At 44.6% G+C, this 18,706-nt stretch carries 13 protein-coding genes; 5 read left to right on the forward strand and 8 right to left on the reverse strand.

Features of this window, described 5'->3' with window-relative positions; translation table 11 throughout:
• Window positions 1–50: 50 nt before the first annotated feature.
• Window positions 51–2,570 carry a tetratricopeptide repeat protein gene (locus QUB44_RS25325; protein WP_333371835.1) on the reverse strand — a complete coding sequence of 840 codons (2,520 nt, stop codon included), beginning with the start codon at window positions 2,568–2,570 and terminating at the stop codon, window positions 51–53.
• Between the two features lie 308 nt (window positions 2,571–2,878).
• Between QUB44_RS25325 and QUB44_RS25330 the strand changes: the two genes are divergently transcribed.
• Window positions 2,879–4,393 (forward strand): phospholipid carrier-dependent glycosyltransferase, encoded by a 1,515-nt coding sequence (locus QUB44_RS25330; RefSeq protein ID WP_333371837.1) that lies wholly within the window; start codon window positions 2,879–2,881, stop codon window positions 4,391–4,393.
• Window positions 4,394–4,542: 149 nt separating this feature from the next.
• On the opposite strand, the gene trmB is transcribed toward QUB44_RS25330, so the two are convergent.
• From trmB to csaB, 3 genes are all read right to left on the reverse strand, one after another.
• Window positions 4,543–5,175 (reverse strand): tRNA (guanosine(46)-N7)-methyltransferase TrmB, encoded by a 633-nt coding sequence (gene trmB, locus QUB44_RS25335; RefSeq protein ID WP_333371839.1) that lies wholly within the window; start codon window positions 5,173–5,175, stop codon window positions 4,543–4,545.
• 159 nt (window positions 5,176–5,334) lie between these two features.
• Window positions 5,335–6,087, reverse strand: coding sequence for a Uma2 family endonuclease (locus QUB44_RS25340; RefSeq protein ID WP_333371841.1), 753 nt, complete (start codon window positions 6,085–6,087; stop codon window positions 5,335–5,337).
• A gap of 22 nt (window positions 6,088–6,109) precedes the next feature.
• A complete protein-coding gene (gene csaB / locus QUB44_RS25345) occupies window positions 6,110–7,147 on the reverse strand; it encodes a polysaccharide pyruvyl transferase CsaB (RefSeq protein WP_333371843.1) in 1,038 nt (345 codons plus the stop codon).
• 274 nt (window positions 7,148–7,421) lie between these two features.
• Between csaB and QUB44_RS25350 the strand changes: the two genes are divergently transcribed.
• The gene (locus tag QUB44_RS25350) at window positions 7,422–7,736 is read left to right on the forward strand and encodes a DUF2499 domain-containing protein (RefSeq protein WP_172186134.1); all 315 of its coding nucleotides are present in this window, start codon (window positions 7,422–7,424) and stop codon (window positions 7,734–7,736) included.
• 16 nt (window positions 7,737–7,752) lie between these two features.
• A complete protein-coding gene (locus QUB44_RS25355) occupies window positions 7,753–8,172 on the forward strand; it encodes a lysozyme inhibitor LprI family protein (protein ID WP_333371846.1) in 420 nt (139 codons plus the stop codon).
• A 138-nt stretch (window positions 8,173–8,310) separates the two neighbouring features.
• Here the strand turns inward: QUB44_RS25355 and QUB44_RS25360 are convergent, their stop codons facing one another.
• Complete coding sequence (locus tag QUB44_RS25360) at window positions 8,311–9,180, reverse strand: DUF4037 domain-containing protein (protein WP_333371848.1); 870 nt, start codon at window positions 9,178–9,180, stop codon at window positions 8,311–8,313.
• Between the two features lie 259 nt (window positions 9,181–9,439).
• Between QUB44_RS25360 and QUB44_RS25365 the strand changes: the two genes are divergently transcribed.
• Window positions 9,440–13,279 (forward strand): DNA polymerase III subunit alpha, encoded by a 3,840-nt coding sequence (locus tag QUB44_RS25365; protein WP_333371850.1) that lies wholly within the window; start codon window positions 9,440–9,442, stop codon window positions 13,277–13,279.
• On the opposite strand, the gene QUB44_RS25370 is transcribed toward QUB44_RS25365, so the two are convergent.
• The 3 genes from QUB44_RS25370 to QUB44_RS25380 form a co-directional block, all read right to left on the reverse strand.
• Window positions 13,256–15,346: a protein kinase domain-containing protein gene (locus QUB44_RS25370; RefSeq protein WP_333371852.1), complete on the reverse strand. Its 2,091-nt coding sequence runs from the start codon at window positions 15,344–15,346 to the stop codon at window positions 13,256–13,258. The genes QUB44_RS25365 and QUB44_RS25370 overlap by 24 nt on opposite strands.
• 325 nt (window positions 15,347–15,671) lie before the next feature.
• Window positions 15,672–16,010 (reverse strand): DUF3593 domain-containing protein, encoded by a 339-nt coding sequence (locus QUB44_RS25375; RefSeq protein ID WP_333073253.1) that lies wholly within the window; start codon window positions 16,008–16,010, stop codon window positions 15,672–15,674.
• A 297-nt stretch (window positions 16,011–16,307) separates the two neighbouring features.
• Complete coding sequence (locus tag QUB44_RS25380; protein ID WP_333167115.1) at window positions 16,308–16,958, reverse strand: ATP-binding protein; 651 nt, start codon at window positions 16,956–16,958, stop codon at window positions 16,308–16,310.
• A 935-nt stretch (window positions 16,959–17,893) separates the two neighbouring features.
• On the opposite strand from QUB44_RS25380, the gene QUB44_RS25385 reads away from it, so the two are divergent.
• The gene (locus QUB44_RS25385) at window positions 17,894–18,598 is read left to right on the forward strand and encodes a pentapeptide repeat-containing protein (RefSeq protein WP_333371855.1); all 705 of its coding nucleotides are present in this window, start codon (window positions 17,894–17,896) and stop codon (window positions 18,596–18,598) included.
• The last annotated feature ends 108 nt before the right edge of the window (window positions 18,599–18,706 follow it).

The following is an 18,706-nucleotide window of genomic DNA, read 5'->3' on the forward strand; positions in this document are numbered from 1 at the left end:
ATCATAAGTTAGGGTGAATCCGACTTCTAAACTCTAAACCTAAACCCTGCCTACTGTCTAGAACGAAATAGCCCTGAATTGAGAATGCCATCGCCAACTATCAGGAGGCGTTTTTGAGCGAGTTGTGCTGCTACGGGCTGTAAAATAATTTGACTGAGCGTGTTGTTAGCTTCAGCAACTCGATCGGGAATGTTTCGGTAGCGCGGGTTAGTCACAGCATCGCGGAAATTGCGGACGGCTTTTTCGATTTCAACCTGTTTGGGCAATTCATAACTGGTGATACTGGTTTTAGTCACAGCCCAGAGATAGCTGCGTTCTTTCCCTAGAGAATACTGGAGTAAAATTGTATTCTCATCGAGGATTTGTTGTTGAATCTGGGCCAGGGTTAAAGGTTGGGGTTGGGTGAGGGCGGCGTACCGGGGACTGGTGGAGCGGATTTGGGCTTGAATGTCCTGATATTGTGCTAGTAAAGTTTGCCGCTTTTGGTCTAATTCTGCTTGTTGTTCGGGGGTATGATTGGGGCGGCTTATAGTTTCGATTCGCCGTGTTTCTAAGGCATCGAGTTGCTGTTGTAAATTGCGTTCTCGCTGCAATAATTCTGGGGCGACACCTTGGCGAATATCGGCGTTTGCTTCTTGAAGAAGTTCGAGGAGGCTGCGGGCGCGGGAGCGTTCGCTAGCTTGAAAGGCTTTAGTATCATAACCCGAATTTGGTTGCGTTTTGTGCAGTTCCATTAACAGGTGAATGTAGAACTGGTAATAGTCTTGTACCGTGGCAAAGTATGAGATGCGGAACTCGTGGTTGGTAATTTTGGTGCGGAGGTTTTCGATGATTTTGATGGAGGTTTCAATGTCAGTCAGGGCTGCGATTAAATTGCCTCGATCGCCTTTGATATTAGCGATATTGTAGAGGGTGAGAGCTTCCCCAGGACGATCGCCCACAGCGCGAAACAGCGGCAGGGCTTGGTTGAAATATTCTTCTGCTTTCTGCTGTTTTCCCAATTCTGAGTAAGTAGTACCTGTATTGTTGAGGGTGAGGGCTTCTCCACGCCGATCGCCCGCTTTTTGTCTCAAATCGAGGGCTTGTTTGTAGTAGTCGAGGGCTGTTTGTTTTTCTCCCAAATCTGAATAGACTAAGCCAATATTAGTGAGGGTAGTTGCTTCTTTAGCCCGATCGCCCATAGCGCGGAATAAGGGAAGGGCTTGGTTGAAATACTCTTTTGCTTTCTGTTTTTCTCCTAAATCTTTGTAGGCTAAGCCGATGTTGTTGAGTGTGGTGGCTTCTGCAGTGCGATCGCCCAAAGATGTGTCGCTGTTTGCGGGTAGGTTCGAGATGTTGCTGAGGTTGATACTTGCTTCAGGGCGATCGCCCATTTCCCGAATTAGGGAAAGGACTTGGTTATAGTAGTCGATGGCTTGCAGTTTTTCTCCCAAAGCATAGTAGACGGCGCCGATATTGTTGAGGATGACGGCTTGTTTAGGGCGATCGGCTAAAGTCTGATTCCAAGAAAGGGCTTGCTTGTAGTAGTCCAGGGCTTGCTGTCTGTCTCCTAATCTATTAGTAATGAAGCCCATCTGATGCAGCGTGTAAGCTTCCTTCTCCCGATTTCTAAGCATTTGATAAAGCGAACGCGCTGCATCAAACTTTTGCAAGGCTTCCTGGTAAGATGCTGCTGTTTCTTGAGCGAATAGTCGCCTAGCTTCCTGAACCAATCGCTCGGCTTCATCTGTTTTTTGATTTAATCGTTGTTTGTTTTTCTGAATTAATCGATCGGCTTCCCCATCCGGGATTTGATTTCTACTGAGATCGAGGGTTGTCAGGTTTACCAATCCTGCTAAAGGTTTAGCATCTGCGATTTGATTTCTACTGAGGTCTAGGGCGGTCAGATTTGCCAATCCCCCTAAAGGTTTGACATCTGTGATTTGATTTGATACGAGGAAAAGCAGTATCAGATTTGTCAATCCCGATAAGGGTTTCACATCTGCGATTTTATTGCCACTCAAATAAAGAAAATTTAACTCAGTCATTGTCGATAAAGGTGTCACATCTACAATTTGATTAGATGCGAGCGACAGCCCTGTTAGATTAGTCAATCCAGCTAAAGGTTTTATATCTACGATTTGATTGGCTTCGAGGAAAAGCTCTGTCAGATTAGTCAGCCCCGATAATGGTTTTACGTCTGAGATTTGATTGAAATTGAGGACGAGAAATCTCAGATTAGTCAGTCCCGATAAGGGTTGCACATCTGTTATTTGATTTAAACTGAGGTTAAGCTTTCTCAGATTGGTGAATTTTGATAAGGGTTTGATATCGACTATTTGATTGCGAATCAGGGAAAGTTCTGTGAGATTAGTCAGGGTTTTTTGAGCGCGATCACACTCTTGTGTTTTTGCTTTTGATAGCAACACCTCCACCGTATGTCTGGCTTCCGGGGTCAAATTCTCTTTGTTGGTACAAAAATCAGCAAAACTTTCAAATGTCTGGGGATTTGGCGCGGCGGCAGATCCCATCAGGATAGTCGCACCTACAGCTAAGCCCCAACGCCCCCAAATCGAAAGTATGAGATTCATAAGCACTCGCTCAAAAAAGACATGATTAGCTGCTATCATAATCTATCGCACCTTGTGATGCGCGCTTTTCCTTCCTGCTTGCCAATTAGATCGGGAGCATTTGGTGAAACAATAGTCGCTACTGCTTCTCGCTGCACTCTCCAAGCATTATTAGAATCCGGGTTTAAGAAACCGGGTTGTTCCAAAAAACCCAGTTTCTCATCAAAAATTCGGTTTCTGCACAAGTCCTATTTTACGTTACTCTCAACTCAGGAATTTTAAATTAGCGATCGCCCTCAAATTTAGTATCTATTATTTGCTGCTGTTTTATGAAAATCAAAAAACAACAATTTAACCAATCGAATGTTATTTTTTCCCTAGCAATGCTCGGTGTGCTTCTCTTTTCCTTAGCTCTACGCTTTTGGGAACTAGAAAGATTTAATACTTTAGTATTTGACGAGGTTTATTACGCTAAATTTGCCAATAATTATCTCACAAAAACTTCTTTTTTCAACGCTCACCCACCTCTGAGCCAGTACATAATTGCGATCGGCATTTGGATCGGCACTCATCTTCCCTTCGGAAAAACAGCCTTCAACAGTGAGGCTGGCTCCCTGCTTTACCCTTGGGATTACCGCTGGCTGAATGCTCTCACAGGTTCCTTTATTCCCCTAGTTGTGGGAGGGCTAGCTTATCAGCTAGTTCCGCGCCGCACCTTTGCTTTTCTTGCTGCTTTGTTTATCGCCTGCGACGGTTTGTTTTTAGTAGAGTCTCGTTACGCGCTGAACAACATTTATCTAGTTTTGTTTGGAATTTTAGGTCAGTTATTTATTTTAAAAGCCGTAGAAGCAGAAGGCAAAAAGCGCTGGCTTTGGCTGGTACTCTCCGGGATAGGTTTCGGCGCATCTGCGGCTATCAAATGGAACGGATTATGGTTTCTTTTCGGTACTTATCTAATTTTAATCTGTGCTTGGGCAGTTCGTGTAATCCAGGGTAACAGAGGAAATGAAGAACAAAGCCGCGAGGTAGATTCACCTCTACTTCCTGCCGAAAGTCCAGTACAAAAACTGACTAAACTCAATTTTATAGAACTCTGCTTAAGTCTAGCTATTATTCCTATTCTAGTTTACAGCATCTCTTGGATTCCTCACCTGCACTTTAATCCCACTCCCAATTTCTGGCAGATGCAAACCGAAATTTTGACTTATCACCAGCGGATTAAAAGCGGCCCAGATGTACATCCTTACTGTTCCACGTGGTACAGTTGGCCTTTGATGCTGCGCCCCATAGTTTACTTCTACAAAACCGCTAGCAGCAATGGCCAACCTGATCCGGTTTTGCCACCTTTACCTGAAGGTGCAACTCAGGCAATTTTTGACGTTCACGCGATGGGAAATCCATTGCTTTGGTGGCTGTCAACCTTAGCTTTACTGCTAGTAATAGGAGTTTTAGTTCACCGGATTTTGGTGTGGCTGCAAACACGCAGCGAGGCTTCTGTTGACACGATAGAACAGCAGCGGCCGATTTTGTTTCCGCCGACTGCTGAAATGTGGCTGGCGTTATATTTAATAGTTAATTGGGCCGCTAATTTGCTGCCTTGGATGAAGGTAACTCGCTGCATATTTTTGTACCATTATATGGGCTGTTCTGTGTTTGCAGCCTTAGCACTTGCTTGGTGGGTTGACAGGTGGCTGCACAGCCCTCAAACTCGACTCCGAGGGATGGGGGTAACAATTATTTTTCTGGTTTTGGGTGCTTTTATTTTCTGGATGCCTATCTATTTGGGACTGCCTTTGTCGCAAATTGAATGGAAAATTAGGATGTGGTTGCCATCTTGGGTTTAAGTTAAAAATAATTCTTTTATTAACGAGCAAGATGCCCGTTCCACAATAAAATTAAGTTTTGTGGAACAGGCCGGAAAGCCTGTCCCTAACAAAGGTGCAAGATGTAAGCTATAACATTTATTACCAAGGTGATTTTGCAAAAGCGAGCATTATTTTTGATAGAGTGCTCGATAAACTGGTTCGCCCCGTTTCAGAGTCGCAATTTCTCTTTCAGTAGCAACAGGTAGGGGATTTTCTGTTAGCCAGTTGTCGCCGTTTTGACGTTTAAAACTGGGGTGAGATGAAAAGCGATCGCACATTTCTCTTTCTACTTCCTCAATATCTGACTGAATAAACACTTCACCGCCAACTGCGAGATAAATTGCCAATTCATTGACTAATTCCTGCTGCACCACCCGCCGTTTGTGGTGCTTTTTCTTGAACCAGGGATCGGGAAATTGAATGCTAACTCGCTGCAAAATGCCTGCGGGTAAAGTTTCTAAAATTGGCTTTAGGGAACTATTCGCATTGCAAAACAAATAGTGCAAATTAGTCAAGCCTTTTTCGTCCCGCCAAAGATTCGCCTCCTCTACCAGAGGTTCCCGAATTTCTAATCCAAGAAAATTCCAGTCAGTTTGTACTTGCGCCATGTGCCACAAAAACCGTCCTCTGCCGCAGCCGATATCTAAATGCAGCGGTAAGTTTAAGTCAGCATAGATTTTAGTCCAATCCGGGGGACTTGCAGATGCTTGATATCTAATTGATAGGGGATTGACGTGTTCCCGCACTCTTACTCTTGCCAATTTTGCTGTCTCCTGAATGTATTTTTGAACCGCTGATGAAGGCAGATGAACGTGGATTAACGCAGATAAATATTGATTTTTGCGATGTTGTTCAATACTTTTTAATTAATGAGCAATATTAAATTGCAGAGGGACAATTTTAAATTGCTCATTATTGCATTAGGCTTCTGGTTCAATGCCTGCTGCTCTTAATTGGGCGGCTAATCTTTCCGATCGTTCTCGTTCTTGTTCGGCTTGCTGTTGAGCGAGGTCCCTTTGCTGCCGTTCCCTTTCTACCATTTCTGCTCCCCACAATAACATCTCTCCGCTCTCATCCCACCACCGCAACCAATATCCGGTTCTTTCGGCCTTGGTTCCCTGCCAAACACCCAAAAATAATCTAACTCCTTCAATCCAATAACGATTGTTTGAATCCGGCTGCTGTACTTGATATCTTTCTGATAAATTCAACTGATAGACTTCGAGAAGTCCGGCGGCAGGTTCAAAAACTGCATAAATTGGCACTCGCAATACTTGCTCGTAAAAAAACCATTTTCCAGGCGGATACGTTGGTTTTATCGAATATTCATCGTTGGGACTAGCTGACAAGAACTCCATGATGATCGCCGGAATGTCTCCTTCTAAGTTGGGAGTATAACTGCGGCGAATTTCTTGACTCTCAAGCGGTTGTACGTTGCTGGCATAAAACCAATCTGGAGCTTTTATAACTAGCTTGCTGTCTACTGTCGCACAAATTCCCATGTTTGGGGCAACTAATATTCCTGCTACTATTAGCCCCGCGATTTCTAAGATTTCTCGCAAGGCGGCGGCTAGCAAGGGTTGGTCGATATTTTCCACTGGTTCCTCGTCTAAAATGAAGTCGTATGGCAATTTTTCCCAGGTAATTTTTAAGTCGGCTGTACTGACTGTCATTGTATTTCACCTCTGAATGAGATTACTGGAGCGCGGCTCGCAATACTTCGCGATGAAAGAGCGATCGCTCTACTATAAATTTTATCCTGTCTGGCGATAAGGCGTCGCCGTTGGCGTAGTGTTCGATCCAGGTTTTGCTGATTAAATAAGGATCGTCTGGCAATTCTGATAATAAGTATCCCGGCATTTCTAGCTCTTCCATTAACTGGCTGACTTTGGGATCGTAGCTGAGGGCAAAACAGCGGCATTCTTCGGATGCTGCCATAATTAAACTGTGGTAGCGCATCCCGATCGCCATTTCGACTCCCCGGAATACTCCTTTCAATTTTCTGGGATCGTCTAAACTGAGGATGCAGCTTCTTTTCGACAGGGCTTCGTGCAAATGTTGGGCAATTTCTAAGTCGTGAGACGCTTGAAAAGGCAGCAGCAAAATTAAGGTACGAGTTGCTTTTTGAAAGTCAACTAAAGCTTGAGTTAAGATTGACAAACGAGCGGGAGTTAGTGTAGGATGAGAACGCAAACAAACAGCAACTCGGGGCGCGGGTAAATCCCACAAACCCGACACGGGAGAATTCTCCAAAGCCCACACGGGATCGGGCGCTAAAGTAAAGGGAATTTCCCAATCTGCAAGTAAAGTAGCTGAACCTTTATCCCGCACGCTGACGGCGGTGCATCCAGCAAAACAGCGCTGAGATAACTTGCGAGTGATTTCGCGCTTCAAAGGCCCAATTCCCTGGGCCCAAGCGACAGTTTTTAAGCCCATCTGCTGGGCTAATCCCATCAAACCACCATAATAGAAAGGGCTCGCTAGGCTAGTTGCGTCTTGGATTAAACTGCCACCGCCCCAGATTAGCGCGTCGGAGGTGCGGAGTGCTTCGAGAACTTGAAAGGCATTCATGCGATCGCGCGCAGCTACCCCGTACCGCTGATTTGTCTCGACAGGATTGCCAGACAGGACGATCGGCGTCACGCCATCTGGTAACATTTGCAGTAGCGATGCCAACAGCGCCTCGTCGCCGCCGTTGCCTTTACCGTAATAGCCGCACAAAATTGCTCGCATTTCTACTCTTTTCTTTGTTTGTAATGGGGAATCTAACTATTTGAGATTTGAGATTTGAGATTTGAGATTTTTTTGAGATTTGAGATTTGATCCTAATACCAAAAAAATGCTACTGTCATCAAGCTTCCAGGCTTTACGTCATCAGTCAGTTCAAATCGCAAATCTAATAAAATCTCAAATCGCTAATCTAAAATTGTATGACGCATCATACTTTATATGACAGTTGCGTAAGTCCCAATAGATAAATCTTTCATCTTCGTTCAGAATACAAAAAATGCACGCTTTGTCAATTCCCACCTGGATTATTCACATCTCCAGCGTCGTCGAGTGGATTGCCGCCATCTGGTTAATTTGGACTTACGGCGAAGTCACTCAAAACCGAGCTTGGTGGGCCCTTTCCGCCGGAATGCTGCCCGCTCTCGTCAGCGCTATGTGTGCCTGTACATGGCACTATTTTGACAACTCCCCAGCCCTAGAATGGATCGTTACCCTGCAAGCGGCGATGACTCTCATCGGCAATTTTACTCTATGGGCGGCGGCTTGGTGGATTTGGCGATCGGCGCAGCCAGCAGAGAAAATTAAAGATTAAAAAAGGGAGAAACTAAGTGAAAAATAGCACTATTTGGGTAAAATTTGCGGCGAGTTTGCTTTTGTTGACAGCCGGAGTTTTGCTTCCCAGCAAAGCCAGCAACATTCCCGTACAAGTCGCCCAACAACCTAACTGTAAAAGTCCTCAAACAACACTAGAGATGAATGTCTGTTCCAGTCAAGAGTTTCAGGCAGCCGACAGAAAGCTCAATCAAGTCTATCAGCAACTACAAGCAAAAATCAGCAGTAGACAAAAGCAGAGATTGACGGTGGCACAGCGTACTTGGATCAAATTTCGAGATGAAAATTGTGATTATGCAAAAGGACAGTTTGAAGGCGGTTCTTTGGCTGCTTCTACCTACGGTTATTGCAGGGCCAGAGTGACGCAAGAACGGATTAAAGATTTGGAAGGTTATTTGAAACAAGCAAATTTGTAAAAGTTCGATCGATATTTAGGAAAGTTATCGGTTTGTAGCACAGGAGTCCCGCCTGTATTTCTAGCACAGGAGTCCGCCCTGTATTTGTGGAACAGGCGTCCCGCCTGTGTTCGTAAAAAAATCTAATTCACCAATCTTTCAGAATTGCAACGCCACAGAATTAGTAGCAATTAAACCTGCCTCAATCAACAAGTGATCGAGACTGTCAACCAGTCCATCAAGACAATGTAAAATTTGGCGATCGCCCGCAGGTAACGAAACACAATTAGTTAGACTGTGAATCTGGCTCTCCAAATCTTCCGGCAATTTTGAACACAAAGCTGTGGCCCTTTCTACGAGACGTTTTTCGCCCGGATGAGGGATAGAATTAACAGCAAAAACAATATCAAAATAACTGCCTAAAAAAGCTGCTGTTCGATGGATAATACTTACTAAATCGCGGCGCAAAACAGCGGATTCTAGCTGGTGGCGAAATGAAAAAATCTGGTGGCGCAAAATCGGATAATTTTTGGCAATTATAGCTTCACGGAGTTGTTCGGGATAAGGTCGATCGACATTAGCTTGCAATTGCTGAAACCAACCGTCTCTGTCATACAATGATACTGAGGTGAGAACGTTCCACCAGAAACAGGTTGAATAACCTACTGATGCTTGATGTTTGACAAGGACGCGATCGAGTTCTTCTTCGATCCATTCGGGCTTGCGGTACATAATATCTATACCGCAGCCAGTGTTAATATCTATCCACTCGTCCCCGGGTTCCCAAAATTGATTGTTGATTGCGATGCGATCGGAAAATTGTCTCGCTATCGCCTCGCGTATGTCAACAGGAATATCCTCTTCAACATACACGTAAAAATCAAAATCCGACGACTCATCAGTAACTATAGTTGTTCGAGAACCTGCTAAAACGACGGCTACAACTTGAGGCAAACTGCTAAAGTGCTCCCCAATAGTTTGAGCAAGTGATGGAATTTCTGCGAGAGCTAGTTGATAATTGTGCAGCATTTAATTACCTTTTTTTTTCTTTAAAAATCACAGCAAATGCTTAACTATAGCACTCAATATTTTAACGCATAACTTTGAAATCGTAACTCAACAATTGATAATGGTTAACAAATACGGCGGAGGCGAACTGATGCGCTGCGACATCAGACCCCCAGCACAAACCAGCTCAAGAGTGATATAAAGCTTTGTTTTTTATTTTACCTTTTGACACGCCTATGGTGTAAAATCTAAATTCTCAAATCTTATATTTTAAATCCCTATGTCCTTCGTTGGTTTGCACATTCACAGCGATTATAGCTTGCTAGACGGGGCGTCTCAGCTACAACAGCTCGCAGAACGGGCGGTGGAATTGGGGATGCCCGCGATCGCCCTTACAGACCACGGGGTGATGTACGGGGCGATCGAACTAATCAAAGTTTGCCGAAATAAAAATATCAAGCCAATTATTGGCAATGAAATGTATGTCGTCAACGGCGACATTGAAGTAAAAGTTCGAGGTAGAAGAAAATACCATCAAGTTGTTTTAGCTAAAAATACCCAAGGTTATAAAAACCTTGTCAAACTCACCACAATTTCCCACTTAAAGGGAATGCCAGAAAGAGGTATTTTTGCCCGCCCCTGCATCAACAAAGAACTGCTAAAACAATACTCCGAAGGTTTAATTGTTACCAGTGCTTGTTTGGGCGGCGAAGTTCCCCAAATGATTCTGCAAAATAAGCTAGATACTGCCCGTGAAGTAGCCTCATGGTATAAAGAAGTATTTGGGGAAGATTACTATATAGAAATTCAAGACCACGGTTCCCCGGAAGACCGGATTGTTAATGTTGAAATCGTCAAAATTGCCCGCGAACTCAAGATTAAAATAATTGCCACCAATGATTCGCACTATATTTCCTGCAACGACGTAGAAGCACACGATGCTTTGCTGTGCATTAACACCAACAAACTGATTGAAGAAGACAAGCGGATGCGCTACAGCGGTACTGAATATCTTAAGTCCGCAGAGGAGATGGCGCAACTGTTTCGAGACCATTTGGATGATGAAACAATCAAAGAGGCGATCGAAAATACCCTAGAGGTCGCAAATAAAGTATCGAGATACGAGCTCACAGGAGAAGCTCGAATTCCCACAATTCCAATTCCTCCAGAACATACAGCCGATACTTATGTAGAAGAAATATCGTGGCTGGGACTCTTAGAACGCCTCAAAGCCCGCACCAGAAATGAAATCCCCCCTGTCTACAAACAAAGACTAGAATACGAACTGAAAATGCTTCAGCAGATGGGCTTTTCGGAATATTTTTTAGTAGTTTGGGACTACATAAAATATGCTAGAGACAACGATATTCCAGTAGGGCCAGGACGCGGTTCTGCCGCAGGTTCTCTAGTTGCCTACGTCCTCAAAATCACCAATATAGACCCCGTACACCACGGACTACTATTCGAGCGATTTCTCAATCCAGAGCGGAAATCTATGCCAGATATTGATAGCGATTTCTGCATAGAAAGGCGGGACGACATGATTAAATACGTTACGGAAAAATATGGTAGCGAGCGCGTAGCGCAAATTATTACTTTCAACAGAATGACATCAAAAGCTGTATTAAAAGATGTTGGGAGGGTGTTAGGTATTCCCTACAAAAAAGCCGACGAAATGGCAAAACTAATTCCCGTGTCCAGGGGAAAACCGGAAAAACTTAAAGTGATGATTTCCAATGAAACACCTGCACAGGAATTTAAAGACAACTATGAAAATACAATTTGCATAAATGCAGAAACAGGTACTGAAGTCCCCGTTCGTCAGTGGATTGACATGGCAATTCGCATTGAAGGAACCAACAAAACCTATGGTGTTCACGCGGCAGGTGTGGTAATTTCTTCAGAGCCGTTGGATGAACTTGTACCCCTGCAAAAGAATAATGAGGGTGCTGTGATTACCCAATATTTCATGGAAGATTTGGAATTTTTGGGGCTGCTGAAAATGGACTTTTTGGGATTAAAAAATTTAACAACGCTCCAGAAAACTGTTGATTATATTAAGCAAACCCAAAATCTAATTGTCGATCCAGAAATGCTACCTTCTGATATTGAGCGCAGAGCTCAAGAGACTTTTGGCCGAATCAAAAAGTTACCCGATGATGTAGATAAAACATATAGACTTTTAGAAAGAGGAGATTTAGAAGGTATTTTTCAGCTAGAATCCTCTGGAATGCTGGATGTAGTGAAAAAACTCAAACCTTCCTGTCTTGATGATATTTCTTCTATTTTGGCACTTTACCGACCCGGCCCGCTGGATGCAGGTTTGATTCCGCAGTTTATTGACTGCAAGCACGGTAAAACAGTTGAGTACGATCATCCGTTATTAGAGCCTATTTTAAAAGAGACTTACGGAACGCTTTGCTTTCAAGAGCAAATTATGCGGATGGCTCAAGATTTGGCGGGCTATTCTTTGGGACAAGCTGACTTGCTTCGGCGCGCAATGGGCAAGAAGAAAGCTGATGAAATGCAGAAGCAAAAAGAAACGTTTATCGACGGCGCAACTAAGAATGGAGTCAGTCAAAGAATTGCTGATAAACTGTTCGCGCAGATGCTGCAATTCGCGGAATATTGTTTTAATAAATCCCATTCAATGGCCTATGCTTATATCACTTATCAAACGGCATATTTAAAGGCGAATTATCCTCTAGAATACATGGCTGCACTGCTGACTGCTAACAGGGGCGATCAGGATAAAGTACAGAAATATATTGCCAATTGTCTCAAGCTGGGTATTGAGGTTGATCCGCCCGATGTTAATAGCTCGGAACTTACTTTTACACCGATGCCGAAGCAGATGACTGGCTCTGCAAAAGATAAAATTTTGTTTGGAATTTCGGCTGTTAAAAATGTGGGAGAATCGGCAATTGAAAATATTTTGGCGGCGCGGCAGGAAGAGGGTAAGTTTAAATCGTTGGCTGATTTGTGCGATCGCGTAAATCTCCATTCTGTCAACCGCCGCGCTTTAGAAGCATTAATTCAATGCGGTGCTTTTGATAAAATTGACCCCAACCGTCATCAATTAGTAAACGACCTCGAAGGGGTGATGAAATGGGCGCAAGACCGCAAAAGAGACAGAGAAAGCGGCCAAGGTAATCTTTTTGACTTGTTAGGCGCGAATAGCTTTGGCAAGTCAGTCAATACCTATGAGTCGGCGCCAAAATCTAAATTGGTACCAGATTATGACAAACAGGAGAAATTGCGTTTAGAAAAAGAACTGCTTGGCTTTTATGTGTCAGAACATCCCCTAAAGTTTCTCATGCAAGTAAACGAAGACCCCGATGTTGTGACTCTCGAACAGTTAGCAGATAAAAAGGGGAAAGTATCAGTTATTGTCATGCTCAGCGCTATCAAAATGGTAGTGACTAAAAAAGGCGATGCGATGGCAATTTTGCAGTTAGAAGATTTGACACACCAAATAAAAGCTGTTGTGTTCCCCAAGGCTTACGAACAAGTGAAACCTTACATTGTAGAGAATGCTATCTTACAGATTAGTGGAAAAATCGAGAAAGATGGGGAGGAAATTCAGATAATTGTAGACACTGCAAAGCCGGTAGAAACAGTACAGGTTGAAGAGGAAATCGAGAAGGCGGAACCGGAAATAAATAACCATTGGCCGGCGGAACCAGTCAACGTTGTACGATCGACAAAACCTGTGGAAGTTCTAGAAATGGTGATTGTCAAGCTGACACCGCAGCAAGTACAAGACGGGAAAAAACTCAATTCCCTCAAAGCTATTTTGCAAGAACTTTCCAATCGTGGAGAAGATGCTAGCGTTTCTGTGGGGGGAATTGTTGTCGGTGAATATTCCTGTCAACCGCTTCGGATTAGCCCTCAATTGTGGGTGCAAGATGGCGAGGGAACTGTTAGCCGTCTCAAGTCGGCTGGATTTGATGCTTGGGTTTTTCCTCTAGACAATCGCGGGGATGCTACGGTATTTCGAGAAATGCGATCGCAACTTAATGTACATTCTTGGGCCAGTCGTTTACTTGACACTGACACCGATCGCCTTCACAAGTATGTCACTTATCTCGCCCAACTAAACAGACGCCCGCCAAATTAACACTTCGCCGTCATTCCCACCGGTGACTAAAGTTTGACCGTCAGGACTAAAAGCCACCGGATTGTACCCAGCCAGACTGCACAAACATTCTCCTGTTTCAAGGTTCCAGAGTTTAACCGTACCGTCTCGACTGCCACTAGCCATCGTTTCGCGATCGGGACTAATCGCCACCGAAATCACCGCATCAGAATGCCCCCTCAAAGTATTAATCAATTCCCCTGTATCGGCATTCCACAATTTAACAGTAGCATCGGCACTTCCACTGACAATCATCTTGCCATCTTGACTAAATGCGATCGCATAAACCCAATCTGAATGACCGACAAAAGTCCGTACACTCTCCTCAATACCTACCAGCCACATCTTGATAGTTGTGTCAGCACTGCCGCTGGCAAGCATCATACTTTGAGGGCGAAAACTCACAGATAAAACCTTGTCAGAATGTCCCGAAAGCTTTTGAACCAATGCTCCGTTGCGCTGGTTCCACAATTTAATACTCTTGTCGCCGCTGGCACTCGCGATCGCTCCAGAGTCGCAACTAAAAGCCACCGAGTACACGGAGCCGTAGCGATGACTGTACGGCGAACCAAAATCGCTGTAAAATTCGCGAATCATCGCCTTTTTATCCAGCTTCCACTCAATGACTTTTCTGTCAAAACTGCCACTAACTAGCATTCTCCCGTCTGGGCTGATTGCCACAGCATCAACCGTTGCGGAATGGCCGAAAAAAGTATGGATGAATTCACCTGTTTGCAGATCCCACAGCTTAATTGTTTTATCATCGCTGGCGCTAGCGAGAATATTGCCTTGAGGATTAATAACAACAGCATTAACCGAGGCTGAATGACCGTGGAGAATGCGATCGCACCGCCAGTTATTAGACGACAATAATGTCGGATTGCCAGCGGAGGGCGCAACATGAATCTTGGGGGGCGGCGCGGCGGAGACGGCGGTTGCCTTATTGGGCTGCGAGTTAGTTACTGGCGAATTAATAGCTATTTTTGTGGGCGAATTATAACTGATTTGAGAGCGGGGATATTGCCCAATATTTACCAAGTCTTGCAACACTTCAGCAGCGGATTGATATCGCTCTCGTACCGAATCTTTGAGCAATTTATTCAAAATATTTGCTAATTTTGGGCTGACTTTTATGCCTTTTTGCGCCAAGTGCGATCGCCAAATCCATTTGCATTCCAAAGCATCGAACAAATCCTTCAATACTGCCCCAGTTAGCAGGTGAATACAGGTAACGCCCAAACTGTAAAGGTCGCTCGCCGGATACGCCTTGCCACTGCGAATTTGTTCGATGGGCGCATAGCCAGCAGTTCCAGTTATCGTTCCAGTTTGCGCCTCAGAAAGGCCGGTAATGTGCTTAGCAACTCCAAAATCTACGAGCACAAACTGACCCCCCATCGCCTTCCCCTGTACAGCCGGAGATTCAGCAACAATTAGCCCTTTCATACCAGCAGAAGATTGAGGTAAATTTGCCCCTCCTTTTCCTTTACCAGGAGTTGAGGTGCTGTATCCCGCCGCCGCCCACAAGGTTTGGGGAGTTCTCCGCACAATATTTTCCGGCTTAATATCCCGATGAATCACCTGCTGCTCGTGAACAAATTGCAAAACAGGCAGCAAATTGATCAACAATTCCCAAATCTGTTCCTCGCTAAAAGCTCCCCGCTGGTGCAACTCCTGAAACAAATTATTTCCCTCGATTAACTCTTCCACAAGATACAGACGTTTGGCTTGTTCAAAAGAAGCCAGCAAGCTTGGAATCTGCGGGTGCTCTCCGAGTTCGTGCAGTCGGTGAGCTTCTTGTTTGAACAGTGCAGTTGCCTTTTCTAATTCGGCTTTTTCTTGCACTTGGGGGAAAAATTGTTTGATGGCGCAGGGAGTTTTCAACCTATCTTCATCGACAGCTAAAAAAGTTCTGCCAAATGTTCCTTCACCGATAGGTTGAATGGCGCGGTAACGCTCTTTCAGTAGCAATTTAGAGCCGCACGCCAAACAAAAATTGCTTGAGTCAGCATTCTGCGGCTTTTGGCAATGGGGATTGAGGCAATAGCTCATCTTTTTTCCGACCTGGAGATTCCCACCACAGCTAAACTTAGCAACATGGTAGTCTGTTTCCACTCACGCCCAGAGCACTATTCTCGATAATACCTGAGAAACTCGCTTTCTTAACCCAAAATCTCGGCTCTCAGGTTGAGCCCGTGGCAAGAAACCAAGGTGAGGACACTAGAATTGCTTGATGTGAGTTTCCATATATTCTAATACTTTCCTAAAATTTTGCAGGTTGGCGGCTCACAAACTGCTATGTCAACAGTTAACTGGTAATTGCAGCTATTCTGGAGCATTTCTGCAGAGAGTAAATACCAAACTGAGATGAGCCCGGCTATTCTCCCCCATCTAAAAGACACTCTTGCTCCTCGCCGCCCTTCTGTGACGATGCTTTGGCTTTAATCACGGCTTCCCTAAAGCCTAAAACTAATAAAATATTGGCAAGTGTTAAGAATAGTTCCGCAGAACCGTGGAGCCAATCGACATTTGCTAGCGACTCGTTGTAGGCAACTTTTGCGTAAATTGCGGCGGGAATAGTCACCGCTACAAAAACGAGAGTGCCATAAAATCCCATCAGAGCTAAACGGGGTGTTTTTCCCGATCGAGTCAAAAACCAGAGAAATCCCAAGTAGGGAAATAGAGACAGAACAAATAAAGTTTCTTTGGAAATCATTAGTAATTGGTGAGCTACCAGATACTATGATAAATTAAAAGCTCAAAAATTAGTGTGAATAATTTTTAACTTTTAATGTTTAGTTTTTAATATTTAATGAGACAGATGCACCCGTTCCAATCGAACCGCTATAGAGTCACCCAAGACCATAGCTCTTAACCCAAGCCGCAGCAGGTAGGCAGTATCCAAAACCCCTCACCCACGCGGAGACAAAACCCGTAACTTTTCCCCTAACACCGTTTTTAGAATAACACATTTTTCACCGTGCCAGTCTGTTAATTGTCCCTCACCCCAAAGCTACCCAGCAATTAGAAATAGAGACGGTTCCAAAGTTTTCTGTCTGCTAGGCATCAAGCAAGCATCGTTCAAAACCTCTAAATCCAAGCCGTTATTTCTATCTGCTGCCAGAATTTCCTTCACCTTAGCATCAAAATCAAAACACGGCCCGCAATCCCAAACTTTGAGTTCCAACCGTCCGTTAAACACCCTAATTTCCAGTTTAATAGGAGTTTCTACTGGCAAATATTTGTGAGCGTGGCGAACGGCATTAGTGAAACCTTCAGCCAACGCCAACTGAAACTTCCACCAAACCTCATTGGGGAGCGATAAATCTTTCAACTGCTCAAACCACAACAAAACTTGAGTTAAAGCATTGACATCTGTGTTGACTTGCAGGCTAATATGTTGAACACAAGTTTCATGCAGCTCTTCTTCCTGCTCTGTTTCAGTCTGCCAATCCCAGGTGTTTAATAAATTCATTAACCCATCTAAAACGCTAGCTTTTTTTATATTTTGGGAGCGATTGCGACCTTCTACTTCGTAATTTTTGCTAAGCGACAAACAATTTCGATTGTCGAGAGTCCGGGTGTAATTGATCTCGTCTGCAATCTGCCACAGGAGTTTGATCCCCCTCCCGCCTTCTGCAAGTTGATCTATGCTGTTAGACATCTATTTTCCTCGTCTGAAAGTATTAGCTATACCCAATTTTCCCACTCGCCGAGACACGTGGAATTTTTTTTATACTTCCTTGCTCGGTATTATTTCGGGGATCACACAAAAATGCTATCTTCTTTAGAGAAGGCAGCGCATCAGCAATATGTCTTAAGAGTCTAAGCCAATTGGCTTATTTACCGATCGCCTGTACGGAGAACGATCGCCCTCGGCAGCAAAATCCAACTGGATCGATTACAAATACTTATCCGTTGTCGGAGTCAGCCACTTGCTGCCGCCGTCGCCAGCTCCCGAATCCCTGGTATTCAGGGAATCCTGCAGCTCGCCGCTCGCTGCAAGGGAGCCTTGAAGTGCGCGCTCTCATCCCAAAGGCGTAAGTAATATCCGTGAGCGCGATCGAACCTTACACCGTCGAGTCGCGTCCATTCACTAGACTAGGACTTGCGCCAACAACCCGGTTTCTGCTAAGAATATTGGGTTTGACCAAAATTTTGGGTACAAGCCCCGTCATTTTATGACGGCTTTCTCTTGACACATTCTGGAATACTATGTTAAGAGAGAAATGGCAACGCGATAAAACGCCTAGATAGCCAATATTGGGTTCTCCCCGTCTACAATGCTCAGCTACGTGCGACATAGTGTAGGAAAGAGGAACAAACAATTAAGTAAATCATTTCAAATGCGGTCGGGCAGTCCGTGTGCGCTTGTGAACGTATCCAAACAGGGGATTAGCAATAATCCTAGAGAGGACGGATGAAGCAAGAATCCCCACACCTTTAGGTTGGGGAGTGTCAAAGCGAGGAATTAACGAGGAAACCGGGTTTTTGGTCCCCCGCGCGTAAGTCCAGCAGACAAATCGGTGATGAAAGGCAGTTACAGAACTTACCCCGACTATGACCAAAATCAAACTGAAAATTCTGACTGCAGCGATAATGCTACTCCCATTTTGCGCGGCACTTCCCTTACAAGCTCAAAATCTGTCTCTAGTCAAGCGGTTGCTAGAAACCAGAGGATGTCCCGGATGCGACTTATTTGGCGCTTCCTTGAGCCGTGCAGATTTGTTTGGCGCTTCCTTGAGTCGCGCCACTCTCAACAGGGCCGACTTAGTTGATGCCGACTTGACTGCGGCTGACTTAATGGAAGCTAATTTAAACCACGCCAACATGAGAAACGCCTTTTTGGCTGACGCCGACCTCAGCAAAGCCGACATGAGCAGGGCAGACATCAGGGGAGCTAACTTAGAAAATGCCAACCTCAGCGAGAGTTTTCTGCGAGGCGCATCCCTCCAGTTGGCTAACTTAAAATGCAGTAATTTGAGCGCCGCCAAACTAAATAGAACCGACCTGAGAGTTGCTGACTTAAGCGGTGCAAATCTCAGGGGTGCAGACCTCCAAGAAGCCGATTTAAGCGGTGCAAATCTCAGGGGTGCAGACCTCAGATCGGCCGACTTGACCGATGCGAGATTGAACAAAACTAATCTTACAGATGCCAATCTCTGTGGCGCCCGGATGCCGGATCGAAAAATATCTCGGCGAGGCTGCGAAGTTAAGAAAGAACAAGCTATAAACACGAACAATTACTGCAATTATTGCTATGCCTTGAATGACTGGTGGCTGAATGTATTAAGGTTTTACTAAGCGGTATCATCGGGATAACTGCTCTGCTTTAGATATCTACTGTTAGAAGTGCGAGCAGGCGGTACAGATATCAAACTTAACCTGTTACCGCCAATAGCTTTTATCTAC

The sequence above is a fragment of the Microcoleus sp. AT3-D2 genome, assembly GCF_036705715.1.
In the GTDB taxonomy this organism is placed as follows: Bacteria; Cyanobacteriota; Cyanobacteriia; order Cyanobacteriales; family Microcoleaceae; genus Microcoleus.

Excerpts from the sequence above, each read along its gene's own strand:
- QUB44_RS25325 (WP_333371835.1), bottom strand. The coding sequence starts at position 2,570 with ATGAATCTCATACTTTCGATTTGGGGGCGTTGGGGCTTAGCTGTAGGT.
- QUB44_RS25330 (WP_333371837.1), top strand. The coding sequence starts at position 2,879 with ATGAAAATCAAAAAACAACAATTTAACCAATCGAATGTTATTTTTTCC.
- QUB44_RS25340 (WP_333371841.1), bottom strand. The coding sequence starts at position 6,087 with ATGACAGTCAGTACAGCCGACTTAAAAATTACCTGGGAAAAATTGCCA.
- csaB (WP_333371843.1), bottom strand. The coding sequence starts at position 7,147 with ATGCGAGCAATTTTGTGCGGCTATTACGGTAAAGGCAACGGCGGCGAC.
- QUB44_RS25350 (WP_172186134.1), top strand. The coding sequence starts at position 7,422 with ATGCACGCTTTGTCAATTCCCACCTGGATTATTCACATCTCCAGCGTC.
- QUB44_RS25360 (WP_333371848.1), bottom strand. The coding sequence starts at position 9,180 with ATGCTGCACAATTATCAACTAGCTCTCGCAGAAATTCCATCACTTGCT.
- QUB44_RS25365 (WP_333371850.1), top strand. The coding sequence starts at position 9,440 with ATGTCCTTCGTTGGTTTGCACATTCACAGCGATTATAGCTTGCTAGAC.
- QUB44_RS25370 (WP_333371852.1), bottom strand. The coding sequence starts at position 15,346 with ATGAGCTATTGCCTCAATCCCCATTGCCAAAAGCCGCAGAATGCTGAC.
- QUB44_RS25375 (WP_333073253.1), bottom strand. The coding sequence starts at position 16,010 with ATGATTTCCAAAGAAACTTTATTTGTTCTGTCTCTATTTCCCTACTTG.
- QUB44_RS25380 (WP_333167115.1), bottom strand. The coding sequence starts at position 16,958 with ATGTCTAACAGCATAGATCAACTTGCAGAAGGCGGGAGGGGGATCAAA.
- QUB44_RS25385 (WP_333371855.1), top strand. The coding sequence starts at position 17,894 with ATGCTACTCCCATTTTGCGCGGCACTTCCCTTACAAGCTCAAAATCTG.